Origin of the sequence: Variovorax boronicumulans NBRC 103145 (assembly GCF_001591345.1) — a bacterium.
In the GTDB taxonomy this organism is placed as follows: Bacteria; Pseudomonadota; Gammaproteobacteria; order Burkholderiales; family Burkholderiaceae_C; genus Variovorax; species Variovorax boronicumulans.
The window spans coordinates 71,231-88,048 of sequence record NZ_BCUS01000004.1 but is presented as its reverse complement, the minus strand read 5'-3'; the positions used below and the strand labels follow the sequence as shown (position 1 = coordinate 88,048).

The 16,818-nt window shown below is 67.9% G+C and carries 15 protein-coding genes, 3 tRNA genes and 2 pseudogenes; 13 read left to right on the top strand and 7 right to left on the bottom strand.

The window, feature by feature from the left end; genetic code table 11:
- Nucleotides 1–4 precede the first annotated feature (4 nt).
- The 7 genes from VBO01S_RS02400 (at nucleotide 5) to VBO01S_RS02375 (ending at nucleotide 4,475) form a co-directional block, all read left to right on the top strand.
- Nucleotides 5–1,228, top strand: a complete 1,224-nt coding sequence (locus VBO01S_RS02400) for an O-succinylhomoserine sulfhydrylase (RefSeq protein WP_062469948.1) — start codon at nucleotides 5–7, stop codon at nucleotides 1,226–1,228.
- A gap of 11 nt (nucleotides 1,229–1,239) precedes the next feature.
- The gene (gene gltX, locus VBO01S_RS02395) at nucleotides 1,240–2,628 is read left to right on the top strand and encodes a glutamate--tRNA ligase (RefSeq protein ID WP_062469945.1); all 1,389 of its coding nucleotides are present in this window, start codon (nucleotides 1,240–1,242) and stop codon (nucleotides 2,626–2,628) included.
- A gap of 36 nt (nucleotides 2,629–2,664) precedes the next feature.
- Nucleotides 2,665–2,740: transfer RNA gene (locus VBO01S_RS02390), tRNA-Ala, on the top strand.
- A gap of 51 nt (nucleotides 2,741–2,791) precedes the next feature.
- Nucleotides 2,792–2,867: transfer RNA gene (locus tag VBO01S_RS02385), tRNA-Glu, on the top strand.
- Between the two features lie 69 nt (nucleotides 2,868–2,936).
- A tRNA-Asp gene (locus VBO01S_RS02380) sits at nucleotides 2,937–3,013 on the top strand.
- Between the two features lie 219 nt (nucleotides 3,014–3,232).
- The gene (locus VBO01S_RS31620; RefSeq protein ID WP_070062418.1) at nucleotides 3,233–3,604 is read left to right on the top strand and encodes a hypothetical protein; all 372 of its coding nucleotides are present in this window, start codon (nucleotides 3,233–3,235) and stop codon (nucleotides 3,602–3,604) included.
- 253 nt (nucleotides 3,605–3,857) lie between these two features.
- The gene (locus VBO01S_RS02375) at nucleotides 3,858–4,475 is read left to right on the top strand and encodes a DUF4337 domain-containing protein (RefSeq protein ID WP_062469943.1); all 618 of its coding nucleotides are present in this window, start codon (nucleotides 3,858–3,860) and stop codon (nucleotides 4,473–4,475) included.
- Here VBO01S_RS02375 and VBO01S_RS02370 read toward each other — a convergent pair.
- From VBO01S_RS02370 to VBO01S_RS02350, 5 genes are all read right to left on the bottom strand, one after another.
- Nucleotides 4,472–6,115, bottom strand: coding sequence for an ATP-binding protein (locus tag VBO01S_RS02370; RefSeq protein WP_062469940.1), 1,644 nt, complete (start codon nucleotides 6,113–6,115; stop codon nucleotides 4,472–4,474). The two genes, VBO01S_RS02375 and VBO01S_RS02370, sit on opposite strands and share 4 nt — an antisense overlap.
- 169 nt (nucleotides 6,116–6,284) lie before the next feature.
- The gene (locus tag VBO01S_RS02365; protein WP_062469937.1) at nucleotides 6,285–6,548 is read right to left on the bottom strand and encodes a hypothetical protein; all 264 of its coding nucleotides are present in this window, start codon (nucleotides 6,546–6,548) and stop codon (nucleotides 6,285–6,287) included.
- Nucleotides 6,549–6,622: 74 nt separating this feature from the next.
- Nucleotides 6,623–7,138 carry a hypothetical protein gene (locus VBO01S_RS02360; RefSeq protein ID WP_062469933.1) on the bottom strand — a complete coding sequence of 172 codons (516 nt, stop codon included), beginning with the start codon at nucleotides 7,136–7,138 and terminating at the stop codon, nucleotides 6,623–6,625.
- Complete coding sequence (locus VBO01S_RS02355; protein WP_062469930.1) at nucleotides 7,128–8,078, bottom strand: universal stress protein; 951 nt, start codon at nucleotides 8,076–8,078, stop codon at nucleotides 7,128–7,130. Before VBO01S_RS02355 ends, VBO01S_RS02360 begins: the two co-directional genes overlap by 11 nt.
- A 419-nt stretch (nucleotides 8,079–8,497) precedes the next feature.
- Nucleotides 8,498–9,121: a TetR/AcrR family transcriptional regulator gene (locus VBO01S_RS02350; RefSeq protein ID WP_062469927.1), complete on the bottom strand. Its 624-nt coding sequence runs from the start codon at nucleotides 9,119–9,121 to the stop codon at nucleotides 8,498–8,500.
- A 110-nt stretch (nucleotides 9,122–9,231) separates the two neighbouring features.
- Between VBO01S_RS02350 and VBO01S_RS02345 the strand changes: the two genes are divergently transcribed.
- Nucleotides 9,232–10,041, top strand: coding sequence for a siderophore-interacting protein (locus VBO01S_RS02345; RefSeq protein ID WP_082817946.1), 810 nt, complete (start codon nucleotides 9,232–9,234; stop codon nucleotides 10,039–10,041).
- Nucleotides 10,042–10,054: 13 nt separating this feature from the next.
- On the opposite strand, the gene VBO01S_RS02340 is transcribed toward VBO01S_RS02345, so the two are convergent.
- Nucleotides 10,055–11,065, bottom strand: a complete 1,011-nt coding sequence (locus VBO01S_RS02340) for an AraC family transcriptional regulator (protein ID WP_062469923.1) — start codon at nucleotides 11,063–11,065, stop codon at nucleotides 10,055–10,057.
- 184 nt (nucleotides 11,066–11,249) lie between these two features.
- Here VBO01S_RS02340 and VBO01S_RS02335 point away from each other — a divergent pair, with 184 nt between their 5' ends.
- The 5 genes and pseudogenes from VBO01S_RS02335 (at nucleotide 11,250) to VBO01S_RS02320 (ending at nucleotide 16,382) form a co-directional block, all read left to right on the top strand.
- Nucleotides 11,250–12,044, top strand: a complete 795-nt coding sequence (locus VBO01S_RS02335) for an SDR family oxidoreductase (protein WP_062469920.1) — start codon at nucleotides 11,250–11,252, stop codon at nucleotides 12,042–12,044.
- A 50-nt stretch (nucleotides 12,045–12,094) separates the two neighbouring features.
- Nucleotides 12,095–13,342, top strand: coding sequence for a styrene monooxygenase/indole monooxygenase family protein (locus VBO01S_RS02330; protein ID WP_062469917.1), 1,248 nt, complete (start codon nucleotides 12,095–12,097; stop codon nucleotides 13,340–13,342).
- A gap of 13 nt (nucleotides 13,343–13,355) precedes the next feature.
- Nucleotides 13,356–14,591, top strand: a pseudogene (locus VBO01S_RS02325) (styrene monooxygenase/indole monooxygenase family protein); the annotation flags it as partial.
- Nucleotides 14,592–14,600: 9 nt separating this feature from the next.
- Nucleotides 14,601–15,089: pseudogene (locus tag VBO01S_RS33465) on the top strand (flavin reductase family protein); the annotation flags it as partial.
- 51 nt (nucleotides 15,090–15,140) lie between these two features.
- Complete coding sequence (locus VBO01S_RS02320) at nucleotides 15,141–16,382, top strand: dienelactone hydrolase family protein (RefSeq protein WP_062469912.1); 1,242 nt, start codon at nucleotides 15,141–15,143, stop codon at nucleotides 16,380–16,382.
- 55 nt (nucleotides 16,383–16,437) lie between these two features.
- On the opposite strand, the gene VBO01S_RS02315 is transcribed toward VBO01S_RS02320, so the two are convergent.
- Complete coding sequence (locus VBO01S_RS02315) at nucleotides 16,438–16,797, bottom strand: hypothetical protein (RefSeq protein ID WP_062469909.1); 360 nt, start codon at nucleotides 16,795–16,797, stop codon at nucleotides 16,438–16,440.
- Nucleotides 16,798–16,818: the final 21 nt, after the last annotated feature.

Here is a 16,818-nt window from a genome sequence, read left to right as displayed (position 1 = left end):
CGACGTGAGCCAAGACGAACGCACCTTGCCACCCGGCCTGCACCGCGACACCCTCGCGCTGCGCACCGGCCTGGCGCCCAGCCAGCACGGCGAGCACTCGGAGGCCCTGTTCCTCACGAGCGGCTTCGTGCAGCCCGACGCCGAGACCTCGGCCCGCCGCTTCGCCGGCACCGAGGCCGGCTTCACCTACTCGCGCACCTCGAACCCGACGGTCGCCAGCTTCGAGCAGCGCCTGGCCGCGCTCGAAGGCACCGAGGCCGCCATCGGCGCCTCGACCGGCATGGGCGCGATCCTCATGATGTGCATGGGCCTGCTCAAGGCCGGCGACCACGTGATCTGCTCGCGCTCGGTGTTCGGCTCCACGCTGAACCTGTTCGGCAAGGAGTTCGCCAAGTTCGGCGTCGAGACCACCTTTGTCTCGCAGACCGACGTGGCCGAGTGGCGCGCCGCGCTCAAGCCCAACACCAAGCTGCTGTTTGCCGAGACGCCGACCAACCCGCTGACGGAAGTCTGCGACATCCAGGCCCTGGCCGACCTGGCCCATGGCGTGGGCGCGCTGCTCGCGGTCGACAACTGCTTCTGCACGCCGATCCTGCAGCGCCCGGCCGAACTGGGCGCCGACCTCATCATCCATTCGGGCACCAAGTACCTCGACGGCCAGGGCCGTGTGATGGCTGGCGCGATCTGCGGTCCGTCGACGCTCATCGTCGATGTCTTCGGCCCCGTGGTGCGCACCGCCGGCATGGCGCTGTCGCCATTCAATGCGTGGGTCGTGCTCAAGGGCATGGAAACGCTCGGCATTCGCATGAAGGCGCAATGCGCGAATGCGCTGGCCGTGGCGCAGTGGCTCGAGCAGCAGCCCGGCATTGCGCGCGTGTACTACCCCGGTCTTGCCTCGCATGGACAGCACGAACTCGCGATGCGCCAGCAGTCGGGGCAGGGCGGGGCGGTGGTGTCGTTCGACGTGGTCGGCGACACGCCCGACGCCGCGCGCGCCAACGCCTTCCACGTGATCAACAGCACGCGCGTGGTGAGCATCGCCACCAACCTGGGCGATACCAAGACCATCATCACGCACCCCGGCACGACCTCGCACGGCCGCCTGACCGAAGTGCAGCGCCAGGCTGCCGGCATCAGCCAGGGGTTGATCCGCCTCGCGGTCGGCCTCGAATACATCGACGACATCACGGCCGACCTTTCGCGCGGCCTGAGCACCCTGACTTCCTGATTTTTCATTTCATGACCGGCAAAGTTCGCACCCGCATCGCACCGTCTCCCACCGGCTTCCTGCACCTGGGCACGGCGCGCACCGCACTTTATTCGTGGGCCTATGCGCGCCACCACGGCGGCGAGTTCGTGCTGCGCATCGAGGACACCGACGTGGCCCGCTCCACGCAGGACTCGACCGACCAGATCCTCGCGTCGATGCACTGGCTCGGCCTCGACTACGACGAAGGCCCGATCTATCAGATGCAGCGCCTCGAGCGTTACCGCGAAGTCATCGCGCAGATGCTCGCGGCCGGCACCGCCTACCACTGCTACTGCACGCCGGCCGAACTCGACGAGATGCGCGAAGCCCAACGCGCGCGCGGAGAGAAGACGCTGTACGACCGCCGCTGGCGCCCGGCGCCCGGCAAGGTGCTGCCGCCCGTGCCGGAAGGCGTGCCGCCCGTGGTGCGCTTTTGCAATCCGCCCGAAGGCGACGTGACGTGGAATGACCTCGTCAAGGGCGAGATCACCATCAACAACCGCGAGATCGACGACCTGATCATCCTGCGGCCCGACGGTGTGCCCACCTACAACTTCGCGGTGGTGGTCGACGACTGGGACATGGCCATCACGCACGTGTTCCGCGGCGACGAGCACATCAACAACACGCCGTGGCAGATCAACATCTTCCGCGCGCTCGGCGCACCGCTGCCACAGTTCGGCCATGTGCCCGTGATCCTCGGCGACGACGGGCAGAAGCTGTCGAAGCGCCGCGGCGCGGTGAGCGTCACCGCCTACGAGGACAACGGCTACCTGCCCGAAGCCATGCTCAACTATCTCGCGCGCCTGGGCTGGAGCCACGGCGACGACGAGCTCTTCACGCGCGAGCAGATGGTGAGCTGGTTCGACGGATCGCACCTGTCGAAGAGCCCCGCGCAGTGGGACGCGGCCAAGCTCGCATGGGTGAATGCGCAGTACATCAAGGCCAAGAGCGGCGAGGAGCTTGCACCGCTTGTTGCAGCGCAGTTGCAAAAGCGCGGCATCGTCGCCGACGCACGTTTGCCTGCGATCTGCGCGCTCTTCAAGGACCGTTGCGATACGACTGTGGCGCTCGCTGGTTGGGCTGCGGCCTTCTATGCGGACATCGAAGTGAGCGATGCAGACCGCGCGCAGCACATCACCGATGCAGTGAAGCCCGCGATCGCAACACTCGTTGAAAAATTGATGACGGTCGCTTGGGAGAGGGCCGAAATCGCAGTTATGATCAAGGAAGTCCTCGCGACATACGCGCTGAAAATGCCCGTGTTAGCGATGCCAGTACGAGTGCTTGTGATGGGAACATCGCAGACACCGTCCCTCGATTCAGTGCTCGAAATTTTTTCCCGCGAAAAAGTTATCGAGCGATTGAAAAAGGCCTGAAAAATCGGGCTATAATTCGAGGCTCGACACCCACACGGGGGTATAGCTCAGCTGGGAGAGCGCTTGCATGGCATGCAAGAGGTCATCGGTTCGATCCCGTTTACCTCCACCATCAAAGTGTCGAGTAGGTTAGAGATGCTGATCGCAGCACGTCCAAGGTTTTGACCCTATCGTCTAGAGGCCTAGGACACCACCCTTTCACGGTGGCTACCGGGGTTCGAATCCCCGTAGGGTCGCCAGTTTCACTTCGGTGAAGTCGGCACGAGTCGTCAACACTCGGTTCCGCAAGGAACGAACGTTGTCTACCAGGAGTGGTAGTTCAGTTGGTTAGAATACCGGCCTGTCACGCCGGGGGTCGCGGGTTCGAGTCCCGTCCACTCCGCCAAACACAAGCCCCAGTAGCAGTTTTGCTACTGGGGCTTTTTGTTTTGCTCCGGGGCTTGGGCGCGGATGGGCACTTGTTCCAGGGATTCCGACCAACCCCACCTCGACCAGCCGGCAGCGTGACATTTGGGAACGTTCTTCACCGTGGCGATGTACGCGGCGCCGCAAGGCCAGGCGTTGGTTGTGCATCAGGGCTATTTCTCGCCCTCCAGGAGATGAAATGACTTTTCCCCGAGCCACTCTCAAGCTGGGTTTCGCAGGTCTCGTTGCTGCCGCAGCCTTGTTCACCGCTGCATCGGCCAGTGCGGCCACCAGTTGGTCCATTGGCGTCAACCTGCCTGGCGTGGTCGTGAGCGAGCCCGCACCGGTCTACTACGAGCCGGCGCCTGTCTATTCGAGGCCAGCCCCGACCTACTACCAGCCCGCACAGCCGGTCTACTCCGCCCCGGCACCTGTCTACTACGAGCCTGAATCCCGTTGGGAAGAACGTCGCGCGCAACGCTGGGAGGAACGCCGCGCAGAGCGCCGTGAATGGCGTCGCCGGCAATGGGAGCGCGAGCAGCACCGCCGCTACTACGAGGATCGCGACTGACCTTGGGAACGTCGATCCCTGCGAATCTGCCGGGCCTGGCATCAGTGATCTGCTGCCAGGCCCGGCTCGCACGCACGCGCGGCTGACCTGAGCGCACCACGTTTCCGGAGCGCAGCCACGCGCTCACGGCGGTTGCCTGCGAGCCCTGCGCATCCGCAGGGTCGACAGGACTTTCCCCGAGCCATCGACGCATGAAGTCCGGGCATACTCGCGCGCCCTCCAGATTTCCAACAACAACGCCTAGAAGAACTTCATGTCAGGACACGGCTTTCACGTGCATGGTCCGCACGATCACGAACTCGAACATGCCGCCTCCGGCGGCCACGGCCACGGCCATGACGGTGCCGCCTCCTCAGGCAAGGGCATGAGCACGACCGGAAAGATCGCCGTGAGCACCGCGGCCATTGCGACGGCGGGCGCGATCTTCGCGTACATGGGCGGGGCCACGCAGGCCAACGCCGGCCTCTACAAGAACAACGCGGCCATCAAGAAGACCGAGGCTTCGAACCAGTGGAATTACTTCCAGTCGAAGAGTACCAAGCAGGCGCTGGCGGAGTTCGCACGCGACACCGCCACCGACGACGGCCGTCGCCAGGGCTGGCAGGTGAAGGTCACTCGCTACGAGCAGGAAAAGACCGAGATCCAGGCCGCCGCCAAGAAGCTGGAGGACGAGGCCAGCCGCTGGGACGCGCAATCCGAGACGCAGATGCACCAGCACCACCGCTGGGCGCAGGCCACCACCGTGCTGCAGGTCTCCATTGCGCTGGCGGCCATTGCGCTGCTCACCCGGAAGAAATGGCTGGAGCGCGCCATGTACGGCGTGGCCGTCGCGGGCGTCGCGATCGGCGCGCTGGCCGCGCTGCACATCTAGGATTGGGCGGGGCGGTTCACCAGCGCGTGAATCCCGCGCAGGTCCAACCGCTCGAGCAGGTCGACAAGCAGAGTCAGGAACGGCGCGTAGGCGGCTTCGTCGGCGTGGCGTGCGATCCAGTGCTCGATGTCCGTGACGCGGCCCTGAAGCGCCAGGCTGGCGAGTTCGTCCAGTGCACGATCCTCCGGCATGGCATGCCGGGGCATCGCGGGCGCCGGTGATGGTTCGCCAGGCGTGGTCTCCCGCTGCGCGACGACGGGCCAGTCCGCGTCGGAGGCATCGACCGGCACCGACAGCGTGAAGGAGAACGTCGCACCCTGACCGGCCACGCTGGCCACGCTCAGCGTTCCGCCCATGGCCGAGACGATGCGCTGCGCGATGAACAGGCCCAGTCCCGTGCTGCCGCTCGCGGGGTGCATCTGTTGGAAGGCGCCGAAGATGTCGATGTTGCGGCTCATGTCGATGCCGATCCCGGTGTCACTGACCGCGAAGCTCAAGACACAGGCGCGCCCCTCGGGCCGGGCCGTGACCGACAAGGTCACCACGCCGTCGCGCGTGAACTTGGCGGCGTTGGACAGCAGGTTCAGCAGCACCTGCTGCATGCGCTTTCCGTCCAGGCCGATCTCTCGGGGCATTCGCTCGGAAGGGCGGTAGCGAAAGCGGTTGTTGCGCTGCGCGCACAGGGCGACGGCGTAGTCGGAAATGTCGTCCAGCAGGCGCGGCAGGTCGGTGGTGACGGGGTGGACCGTCAGCGGTTGCAGCTCTGCCTTGGCGTACTCCAGCAGTTCGTCGATCAGGTGGAGCTGGTACTTGACGCTGCGCTGGATGGTCAGCAGATGCTTGCGCTGCGTGTCGTGCGCATCGGCGAGCAGGAGAGACGCGTACCCGCCGATCGTCGCAAGCGGTGCGCGCAAGTCGTGGCCGATGTAGCCCAGGATCTCGACTTTCTGATGGGCCTTGGCCTCGATGTGGGCAAGGGCCGCGCGCAGATCGGCATGCAAGGCGGCGGCGTGCATGTTGCCGAACGCGAGCGCGTAGCCGATGTGGGTCAACTTCAAGCCGAAGGCCAACAGGGTCTGGAAATTGCCCGACGCCAGAAAATCCTGTGGCACGGGAAAGAAGGGCGTGCCGACCAGGCGTGCACCATGAACCAGCAACGCCAGCAAGGCGACGACGACCACTTCGGGGTTGCTGTTTCCCCCGCGCCCACGACCCATCGTGCACAGTGCCTGAAGGGTCATCAGGGCGATCACCGACTGGGCCGCGCCGTACACGTAGACACGCGCCGAGGTGTCGTACGTGACATAGGAGAAGCAGGCCAGCAAGGCCACTTCAAGACCCAACACTCCTGCCATCCAGGGCAGCCACGCGTGGCGCCGATCGAAGAACAGGCAGATGCCCACGTAGAACAGGACCGAACTCAGTGTCGTGAGGAAATTCCCGAGGAGGATGGAGAAGAAGTCGGGGATCCTGTCCCGCAGGATGAGCAGCAAAGCGCCGATCCCGAAGACAAGGAAGCCGACGCCCCAGACCAGCAAATAGCGCGCGCGTCCCTTCGCCCACAGCGCAAGCATGCCGGCGGCAAGGACAAACTCCGCCAGCGCCGTGAAGAACGCAGCAGTTCCCAGATTCAGATTCATTTGGACTTCGATCGACGCTTGGCGATGCGCGTCGCTCCGAGGGGAGTCCGATTCTGCGGAGGATCTCGTCAGCCGCCTTTGCCTGGCGGTGCGCCGGTTTTGATCGGGCGCCCTGTCCGGTCATTGACCGATCCGCGCCTTCCCCGGCTGCGGAAACTCAAGCGCAGCGCTACCCCAGCAGCAGGACCTGCGTGCCGTCGGAGGCCACCATCACGCCCGGCGAGGCCGCATCGATCTCGATGCGGATGCCCATGTGCAAGGCCGGGTCCAGGGGGCGCTGGCGGCCCGCGTTGAAGAGCGCCACGTCGCGCAGGTAGGTGTCGTGCTGCGCAAGGTTCAGCACGAACTTCTCCGGATAGGCACCGGTCGCGTTCAGGTGGTCCGAGAATTTCTCGGTCATCGTGAAGAAGAGGAACAGCGGGTTGTCGGCCATGCCGCAAATCTAGCCGCGCCGGCCGAAATCCGGCTACCGGGTTTGTGGGAGGAGAAGGCGCCCGGCCGCAGCCCTCAGGCCATCCCGTAGCGCAGCAGCCAGTTCCAGATCACCGCCGAGCCGTTCGACATCGCCAGCGCCGACTTCGCGTAGCCCATGAGGTCGGCCAGCCGCACCTCGGCGCGGATCACGACGTCGTGGCGCTGCAGGTCTTCTTCCTTCACGTCCGCGCGGCGCCGGTCGAGCTCGTCGCGCAGCACGGTGGCGTAGGCGCGCGGGCTCTTCAGGCGCAGGAACATGATCGGCTCGACCACCGCGTCGAGCGCGGGATCGACGAAGGTGTGGATCTCGGGTTCGCGCGAGACGACCTGGTCGCCGTGCGCGTCCCGGATCAGCTGCTGGGCCTCTTCGAGCGCGGCCTCGTTCGCCGCGTAGATCCGGCCGCCGCGTCCTTCGCAGATGAACACGTACTGGTCGGGGCGCGAAAGCCAGTCGACCGGCCCGCGCTGGGCGAAGACGGCCAGGCCTTCGGCGCCGGGCAGCAGCGACTGGCGCAGCGGGTACTTGGTGAGCGGGTCTTCAGCGAACATCTTGCAGCTTCCTCGAAATGACGAGCGACGGGGTGTCGGCACGGCGGTCGGCGGGCACGACCAGCACGTCGCCCGTGGCCCAGCACAGCACGCGCTGCGCCACGCTGCCGAACAGGAAGTCGGCCAGCGGATGGGCGCGGCGCTTGCCGACCACCAGCAGCTCGGCGCGCGCGTGCTGCTGCTGCACCGTGGCCTGCCGCGCCGGGTCGCCGCGGCCGATGGCCGACAGCACGCGGTTGCGCCGCGCGCTCGACGAGTCGGTGAGCGAGAACAGCCGCTCGCGCGCCTGCCGCATGCTGTCGTGGCGGTAGGTCTTGATGGCGTGCTCGGACACCTCGGCGTAGCGCAGCTTGCTCTCGTGCATCGTGTTGAGCGCGTGGAACAGCTCCAGCGCGGCGTGGGGGTCCAGTCCGTGGGCCAGGCTCACGAGCTCGCGCGAGGCGGGCGTGAAGTCGACGGCCACGAGGATGCGGCTGTAGCGCAGGCGCGTGTCGAGCCGCGTCACGAGCACCGGGCAGCGCAGCTGCCGCAGCAGGCGCTCCACGGGTTGGCCGGTGAAGAAGGCGGCGGGCGAGCGGTCGCGTTCGTGGCTCAGCACCACGAGGTCGACGTAGCGCGCCTCGTCCACGATCTGTGCAAGGCCGCCGCCCGGTCCCGCGACCTGCTTGACCAGCACATCGAAGCGCGAGGCCATGGCGCGGGCCAGCCCCGCGAGGGCGGTGGCCGCCTCGGCGTGCGCGAGCGGCGCGAGGTCCGCGGGCGCGTACACGAGCTTCAGCAGCGCGCCGTGTTCGGCCGCGAGCAGGGCGGCGCGTTCGACCGCGCGGTTGCCGCGCGCCGTCAGGTCGGTGACGGCGAGGATGGATTGAAAGGACGGCGTGCTGGATGCGACGCCGCCTCCGGGAAGGGCGTGCTCCCGCTGAACCTGATGATGATGCATGACGCACTCCAGTCGAACGCGACCCCGGATGACGGGGGCGCAGCCGCGCGGGGCAGGTGCCCGGCGGTCGATGGTTTGCGCTGAAAAGAGAGAGGGGGAAAGAGGCGGACCGCCGGGCTCAGGAATGTGCGGGCGTCTGCTGGGCCGCCGCTGTCATCCGCGCCCACGCAGGCGTGCAACCGCCGGGGCGGGACGTCAAGGTGTGGAGGAAGGGCAGGGCGTTCATGGCGGGGAGTCTAGGCCGGATGCGGCCGAATCTGTTCAGTACCCGCACAACCTTTGCCAGATTGGAGTCGCGCGGTGCAGGGCGTGCGCGGTTGGGCTTCCCATTTTTCCTTTTCATTTGTCATGCGCAGGAGGGGACGTTTTTCCGTGTCTGTCCCCGTCTTCCTGGAGGTTCACGCATGAGATCCCACTGTCTAGCGCCCGGCCGGGCCGCAGAGATAGCCCATGAGCGCATCGACGATCGAGGCCTCGAGCGCGGCTGGCTCGAACTGCGCGGGCGGCTCGATGACGGCCGCATGCACCAGCGTCTCCATGATCTGCAGCACCACCCAGGTGGCGAGGTCGAGGTTGCGCGGCGCGAGTTCGGGGCGGTGCTCGTCCAGCAGCTGCCGCACGCGCCGGAAGATGTCGTGATCGGCCGCACTCTCTTCGCGCGGCGCATCGAAGAAGGGAAATTCCTTTTCGAGCACGCGATGCAGCGCCGGGTAGAGCGCATGCGCCGCGAGCAGCGCGCGCACCATGGCCTGCACGCGCCCGCGCAGGCTGCGCGCACGCGAGGCGGCCAGCACCTCGTCGATCACCGCGTACATCTGACCCGCGTGCCGCTCGTGCAGCGCCGTGATCAGCGAGTCCTTGTTCGGGAAGTACTGGTAGAGCGAGCCCACGCTCACGCCGGCGCGTTCGGCCACCACGTTGGTGTTGGTGCCGGCATAGCCGCGTTCTCCCAGAACGCGAGCCGTGGCTTCCAGAATGACCTCGACCATCTGCTGGGAGCGCGCCTGGCGCGGCGCCTTTCTTGGCTGGGGAAGGGATTTCATCGGGTGTTCCGAATGCGAGTTTTCAATGCGAGTGAAGGCTCGTATTCTAAGAAGAACCGAGCAAATGCTCGCATTCAAGAGTTCGCAACATCCGAATCGATACACACACCATGACAGCCAATGCCTCCGAGGCCCACGCGCCGCGTGCGTTGCCTTCCGCCTTCCCGCTCCTGCAGCCAATCGCCGCGGTCCCACCCGAACGGGGCACGCGGCTGGAAGCCCATGTCCTCCAGTGCCGCCTCGTGACGCCGCACATGCGCCGCATCACCCTCGGCGGCCCGGACGTCGCCGCTTTCTTGCGCCACGCGGCGGCCGACCAACCCGGCGCCTGGGTGAAGGTGTTCGTGCCCGGCGGCGAAGGGCGCGCCTACACCATTCGCCGCATCGACCGCGTCGCCGCCACGCTCGAGCTGGACTTCGTGCTGCACGGCGACAGCGGCCACGAAGGCCCCGCTTCGGCCTGGGCGGCACGGGCGCAGCCCGGTGAGAGCATCGGCTTCGCCGGGCCGCGCGACGGCGGTTTTGCGCTCCCGGACGACGCGCGCTGGGTGATGCTGGCCGGCGACGCGACCGCGCTGCCTGCGATCCAGTCGATTGCCGCGAGCCTCGGGCCGGAGATCCGCCTCAAGACCTATGTCGAAGTGCCCACGGCGGCCGATGTGCAGGAGATCCGCAGCCAGGCTGTGTTGCGCACCTGCTGGCTCACCGGCGATCCGGCCGAGCCGGGGCTGGCGCTTCAACAACAGCTGATGCACCGGCCGCAGCCGGCGGGGCCGGGTTACATCTGGCTGGCGGGCGAGTCGGGCGTGGTGCGCACGTTGCGCGCCCATTTCCTGAACGACCAGGGCCTGGCGCGCACGCGCCTGACCGCCAAGGGCTACTGGAAGCACGGCGAAGCCGATCACCGCGACCGGGCCTGAGCCCGACGCCGGGTCAGTGTTCCGCCGGTGCGTGGCGCGCGCGGGTGTCCGACGGCCGCTCGCCGAAGCGCGCGCGGTACTGGGCCGCGAAATGGCCCAGGTGCAGGAACCCGTACTTCTGTGCCACGTCGCGCACGCCTGTCTGCGTGGCCGCGGCCTGCAGCTCGGCGCGAACCCGGTCCAGCCGCAGCTCGCGCAGGAACTCCATCGGTCCCTGGCCCGCATGCTGGCGGAACGCGAGCTGCAGGGCGCGCGCGCTGCAGCCGGCCTCGCGGCACACGTCGGCCAGCGACAGCGGCTGCTCGGCGTGCGCGGCCATGAACTCCTGCGCCTTGCGCACCGCGCGCGGCAGCAGGTGGCGCTGCGCGTCGCCGGCGAGCGCGCGCGAGTGGTTGTGGCCGGCCGACATGAGCAGGCTCGACATCAGGTATTCCTCGGCGTGTTCGGCCAGGCGCCCGCCGCCTTGCAGCGCATTGCCGGCGTCGAGCGTGAGCCGCAGGTAGTCGATGAAATGCACCAGCGGCGCGAGCGCGGGGTTGTCCAGCGGCACGCCGAGGTCGAACACCAGGTGCTGTCGCACGGGCGCCTGCAGCAGCGCCTCGAGCCGCGACAGCAGCGCCGCGCGCGCGATGCGCACGATCAGGTGCGGGCTGTCGTCGGCCCAGCGCATCGACAGCAGCTCGGTGGGCGAGGGCAGCGAGGCGACGCGCGGCGTGGCCTCGACCTGCTGGCCGCCGCAGCGGATGTCGGCGCCGCCGCGCAACGGAATCTGCAACAGGAAGAAGTCTTGCAGGTAGCCCGGGTCGATCTGCACGCCGGGGCCGTACTGCACGTAATTGAGGCTCACGTCGCGGTGCAGCCGCGCGCTGTGGTGGCAGGCGTCCAGTTCGGTGCGCGGGCGCAGCATCGTGAGGCCGTGGGGGCAGAACACGCGGGCCACGCTCTCGCGCGCCTCGTCCATGTCGTGGCTCTCGAACAAACGGTAACGCTGCAGCGGCAGCCGGGGGGCGGTGGCGGTTTCCATAGGGAAGCGGGCTGACCGTAGCAAAAAGCCTTCCAGCCCACAATTCGGGCCGTCCCTTGGAACCCCCGAAAAAACCTGCGCGGCAGGGACAGCGCCTGCGTTTTCCGGATCGGCCGGCGAGGCCTTGCGCTCTACCTTTGGCCCATTCGCCGAACCGGCGATTCAACCGAGGAGAGCAAGCGTCATGTTCAAGGGACTCGAAGGCAAAAGCGCCATCGTCACGGGTGGTTCGACATTGATAGGCGCCGGCGTGGTGCGCGCCTTCCACGCGGCGGGCGTGAAGGTGGTCATCGCCGACATCGACGCCGACAAGGGCCAGCCGCTGGCCGACGCGCTGGGCGCCGGGGTGCGCTTCGTGCGCACCGACATCACCGACGACGCGCAGGTGAAAGCCTGCGTCGACGAGGCCGCCGCCCGCCACGGCGGCGTGCACTTTCTGGTGAACCTGGCGTGCTCGTACGTGGACGACGGCTTCAAGTCGCCGCGCGCCGACTGGCTCACCTCGTTCAACGTGAACGTGGCCAGCGCCGTGGCCATGCTGCAGGCGGTGCACCCGCACATGGTGGCGGCCGGCGGCGGGGCGGTGGTCAACTTCACCAGCATCTCCTCGCGCGTGGCGCAGACCGGGCGCTGGCTCTACCCCGTGAGCAAGGCCGCGATGGCGCAGCTCACGCGCAACATGGCGATGGACCTCGCACCCGACCGCATCCGCGTGAACAGCGTCTCGCCAGGCTGGACCTGGTCGGCGGTGATGGACCAGCTGACCGGCGGCGACCGCGCGCGCACCGACCGCGTGGCCGCGCCCTACCACCTGCTGGGGCGCGTCGGCGATCCCGACGAGGTGGCGCAGGTGGTGCTGTTCCTGTGCTCCGAGCACGCGAGCTTCGTCACCGGCGCCGACTACGCGGTGGACGGCGGCTACTCCGCCATGGGCCCGGAGCAGGCCGTGCCGGCCATTCCCCGCCTGATGGAACCCTGATCGGCATCCACAACAACACCCCCACGAGACAACGAAAGAAGGAGCAAGCCATGAAGCGAATCGCCATCGTCGGCGCAGGCCAGTCGGGTCTGCAACTGGGACTGGGCCTGCTGGACGCAGGCTACGAGGTCACCATGTACAGCAACCGCACGGCGGACGAGATCCGCCACGGCAAGGTCATGTCGAGCCAGTGCATGTTCCACACCGCGCTGCAGGTCGAGCGCGACCTCGGGCTCGACCATTGGGCCAGCGACTGCCCCACGGTGGACGGCATCGGCTTCGCCGTGCCGCACCCCGAGCAGAAGGGCGCCAAGGCCATCGAATGGGCGGCGCGGCTGAACTCGAGCGCGCAGTCGGTCGACCAGCGCGTGAAGGTGCCGGCCTGGATGGCGCTGTTCCAGCAGAAGGGCGGCGAGCTGGTCTTCAAGGACGCGGGCATTGACGACCTCGAAGCCTGCACCCGCAGCCACGACCTCACGCTGGTGGCCAGCGGCAAGGGCGAGATCTCCAAGCTCTTCGAGCGCGACGCCGCCAAGTCGACCTACGACCAGCCGCAGCGCGCACTGGCGCTCACCTACGTGAAGGGCATGCGCCCGCGCACGCCGTACTCGGCCGTGTGCTTCAACCTGATTCCGGGCGTGGGCGAGTACTTCGTGTTCCCGGCGCTCACCACCACGGGCCCGTGCGAGATCATGGTGTTCGAAGGCGTGCCCGGCGGCCCGATGGACTGCTGGACCGACGTGAAGACGCCGCAGGAGCACCTGGCGCGCAGCAAGTGGATCCTCGACACCTTCACGCCCTGGGAGGCCGAGCGCTGCGCCGACATCGAACTCACCGACGACAACGGCATCCTCGCCGGCCGCTTCGCGCCCACCGTGCGCAAGCCCATCGCCACGCTGCCCTCGGGCCGCAAGGTGCTCGGCCTGGCCGACGTGGTGGTGCTCAACGATCCGATCACGGGGCAGGGCTCGAACAACGCGGCCAAGTGCGCCGACACGTACCTGAAGAGCATCCTGGCGCGCGGCGAGGGCGCGGCCGATGCGCCGTGGATGCAGCAGACCTTCGACCGCTACTGGTTCGGCTACGCGCAGTGGGTCACGCGCTGGACCAACATGCTGCTCGCACCGCCGCCGCCGCACGTGCTCAAGCTGCTCGGCAGCGCCGGCGCGGTGGCGCCGATGGCCAGCGCCATCGCCAACGGCTTCGACGATCCGCGCACCTTCTTCCCGTGGTTCGCCGACCCGCAGGAGGCCGACCGCTACCTCGACACCTGCGCGGCTGCCGCGGCAGCTGCGTAGGCGGAGCCAGCCCATGACACGACGCGTGGCCATCGTCGGCGCCGGCCAGTCCGGCATGCAGCTCGCGCTGGGCCTGCGGGCCCGGGGGTACGCCGTGACGGTGTATGCGAACCGCACGGCGCAGGAGATCTTCGACGGGCCGGTGATGTCCAGCCAGTGCATGTTCGAGACCGCGCTGCAGACCGAGCGCGAACTGGGGCTCGACAGCTGGGCCGACACCTGCCCGGTGGTCGAGGGCATCGGCATGTCGGTGCGCAGCCCCGAAGGCCAGCGCGCCATCGCGTGGGAGGCCAGGCTCGACGGCCCCGCGCAGTCGGTCGACCAGCGCCTGAAGATCTCTGCGTGGATGCAGCTGTTCGAAGCGCGCGGCGGCCGCCTCGTGCATCAGGACGCCGACATCGACACGCTGGAAGAATGCGCGCGCACGCACGATCTCGTGGTCGTCGCGAGCGGCAAGGGCGAGATCTCGGCGCTGTTCCCGCGCGACGCGGCGCGCTCGCCGTTCGACGCGCCGCAGCGCGCGCTGGCGCTCACCTACGTGAAGGGCATGCGCCCGCGCGAACCGTTCGCGGCCGTGAGCTTCAACCTCATTCCGGGAGTCGGCGAATACTTCGTGTTCCCCGCGCTCACCACCAGCGGCCCGTGCGAGATCATGGTGTTCGAGGGCGTGCCCGGCGGCCCCATGGACTGCTGGGACGACGTGAAGACGCCGCAGGAGCACCTGGCGCGCAGCAAGCAGATCCTGTCCACCTTCCTGCCGTGGGAGGCCGAGCGCTGCGAACACATCGAGCTCACCGACGACCACGGCGTGCTGCGTGGCCGCGTCACGCCCGTGGTGCGTCACCCGGTCGCCACGCTGCCCTCGGGGCGGCAGGTGCTGGGGCTCGCCGACGCGGTGGTGCTCAACGACCCGATCACGGGGCAGGGCTCGAACAACGCGGCCAAGGCGGCCGACATCTACCTCAAGCGCATCCTCGAACATGGCGACGCGCCCTTCGACGCCGCGTGGATGCAGCAGACCTTCGACCGCTACTGGGAGGGCTACGCCCGCTGGGCCACCGACTGGACGCACAGCCTGCTCACGCCGCCCGCGCCGCACCTGCAGAAGCTGCTGCAGAGCGCCACGCACAGGCCGGCCGTGGCGAGCGCGGTGGTCAACGGCTTCGACGACCCGCGCAACTTCGCGCCCTGGTGGTTCGATGCGGCCGAGGCCGATCGCTTTCTCGAAGCCAAGGCGCGCGAGGCCGCGGTCGATCGCTTCGACCGGCGCGACTTCCGCAAGGCGCTCGGCCAGTTCAGCACCGGCGTCACCGTGATCACCACGCGCGCACTCGACGGGCGCCGCGTGGGCATGACGGCCAACTCGTTCTCGTCGGTGTCGCTCGATCCGCCGCTGGTGCTGTGGAGCCTGGCGCGGCAGGCGCCCAGCGTGGCCGACTTCACCGGCGCGAGCCACTTCGCGATCAACGTGCTGGCCGCGCTGCAGCATCATTTGTCGCGCCAGTTCTCGACGCCGCAGGCCGACAAGTTCGGCGGCGTCGACTGCTGCGAAGGCACGGCCGGCGTGCCGCTGCTCAACGGCGTGCTCGCGCGCTTCGTGTGCCGCAACGTGCGCCAGTACGACGGCGGCGACCACCTGATCTTCATCGGCGAGGTCGAAGGCTACGAACGCTTCGACGGCGAGCCGCTGGTTTTTCACTCGGGCTACTACCAGGTCACGACGCGCCATCCGGAATGCGTACAGTGAGCCCCTGGTTCCCCACGTCCACCTTTGAGCATTGAACGGAGTCACACACCCATGCAGAACAAGGCATCCCCATCGTCGTCGCAAGACATCCGCATCCAGACCACCGACGGCAGCGGCAGCTTCGGCGCCTACCTGGCCCTGCCGCGCGGCGGCACCGGCCCGGGCCTGGTGCTCGCGCAGGAAATCTTCGGCGTCAACAAGACCATGCGCGACGTGGCCGACTACTACGCCGAGGAAGGCTACGTGGTGCTCGTGCCCGACCTGTTCTGGCGCCAGCAGCCCGACGTGCAGCTGGGCTACACGCCCGACGACTGGCAGCGCGCCTTCGCGCTGTACCAGGGCTTCGACGAAGCGCTCGGCATGCAGGACATGCAGGCCGCCATCACCGCGCTGCGCCAGCGCCCCGAGGTGCCCGGCGGCAAGGTCGGCGTGCTCGGCTTCTGCCTGGGCGGCAAGCTCGCCTACCTGGCGGCCTGCCGCACCGACGCGGACGTGGCCGTGGGCTACTACGGCGTGGGCATCGACGCCGCGCTCGACGAGGCCGACCGCATCCGCTGCAAGCTCGCGCTGCACGTGGCCGAGCTCGACGGCTTCTGCCCGCCCGAGGCGCGCGACCGCATCGTGCAGACGCTGCGCGGCCGGCCGAACGTCGAGGTGCATGTGTACCCCGGCGTCGACCACGCCTTCGCACGTGTGGGCGGCGAGCACTTCCACCGCGCCTCGGCGCTCATGGCGCACGAGCGCAGCGTGGCCGCGCTGAAGTCGGCCATCGGCCCGAACTACGACCTGGCGGCGCTGTGGGACAAGCACTGCGAGTACGAGTTCGGCACCCGCAATGTCGACGACACCATGGGCACCATGGTGGCCGAGCCCTACGTCAACCACATCCCGACCATGACCGGCGGCGTGGGCTACAAGAACCTGCACGCGTTCTATACGAACCACTTCGTCAACAGCAACCCGCCCGACACCTCGCTGGTGCCGATCTCGCGCACCGTGGGCGCGACGCAGGTGGTCGACGAGATGCTGTTCTGCTTCACCCACACCACCGAGATCCCGTGGATGCTGCCCGGCGTGGCGCCCACCGGAAAGCGCGTGGAGATTCCGCTGCTCGCGGTCATCAAGTTCCGCGGCGACAAGCTCTACCACGAGCACATCTACTGGGACCAGGCGAGCGTGCTGGTGCAGGTGGGCCTGCTCGACGCGGCGCTGCTGCCGGTGGCGGGCGTGGAAACGGCGCGCAAGCTGCTCGACGAGACGCTGCCGTCGAACACGCTGCTGACGCGCGCTTGATGCGCGCCTGATGCGTCCGCGCGGCGAAGCTGCCGCGCGGGACGCGGCGGGCTTCTCAGACCGTCATGCCTTGTTCGACGTCGAGCGTCTTGCGGCGCGCCATGGCCAGGTTCGACTTGGTCTTGTCCAGCACCAGGTAGACGAACAGGCCTTCCTTCTTCTGCATCGGGCGGATGATGTGGTACTGCTTGCCGAGCGTGATCAGCATGTCTTCGATGTTGTCGTTCAGGCCGAGGTCGCGCATGGTGCGCAGCTTGGCGCGGACCACTTCGGTGTTGCCGGCGGCGGCCACCTCGAGATCGACGCCCGAGCCGATCTGGCCCAGGATCATGCCGCTGCTCGAATCGACCAGCGCTGCGCACAGGGCGCCGTCGCAGGTCATCAGGTCGTCCATGGATTGCTTGATATTTGCCATCGAAATCTTTCCTAGTCCTCG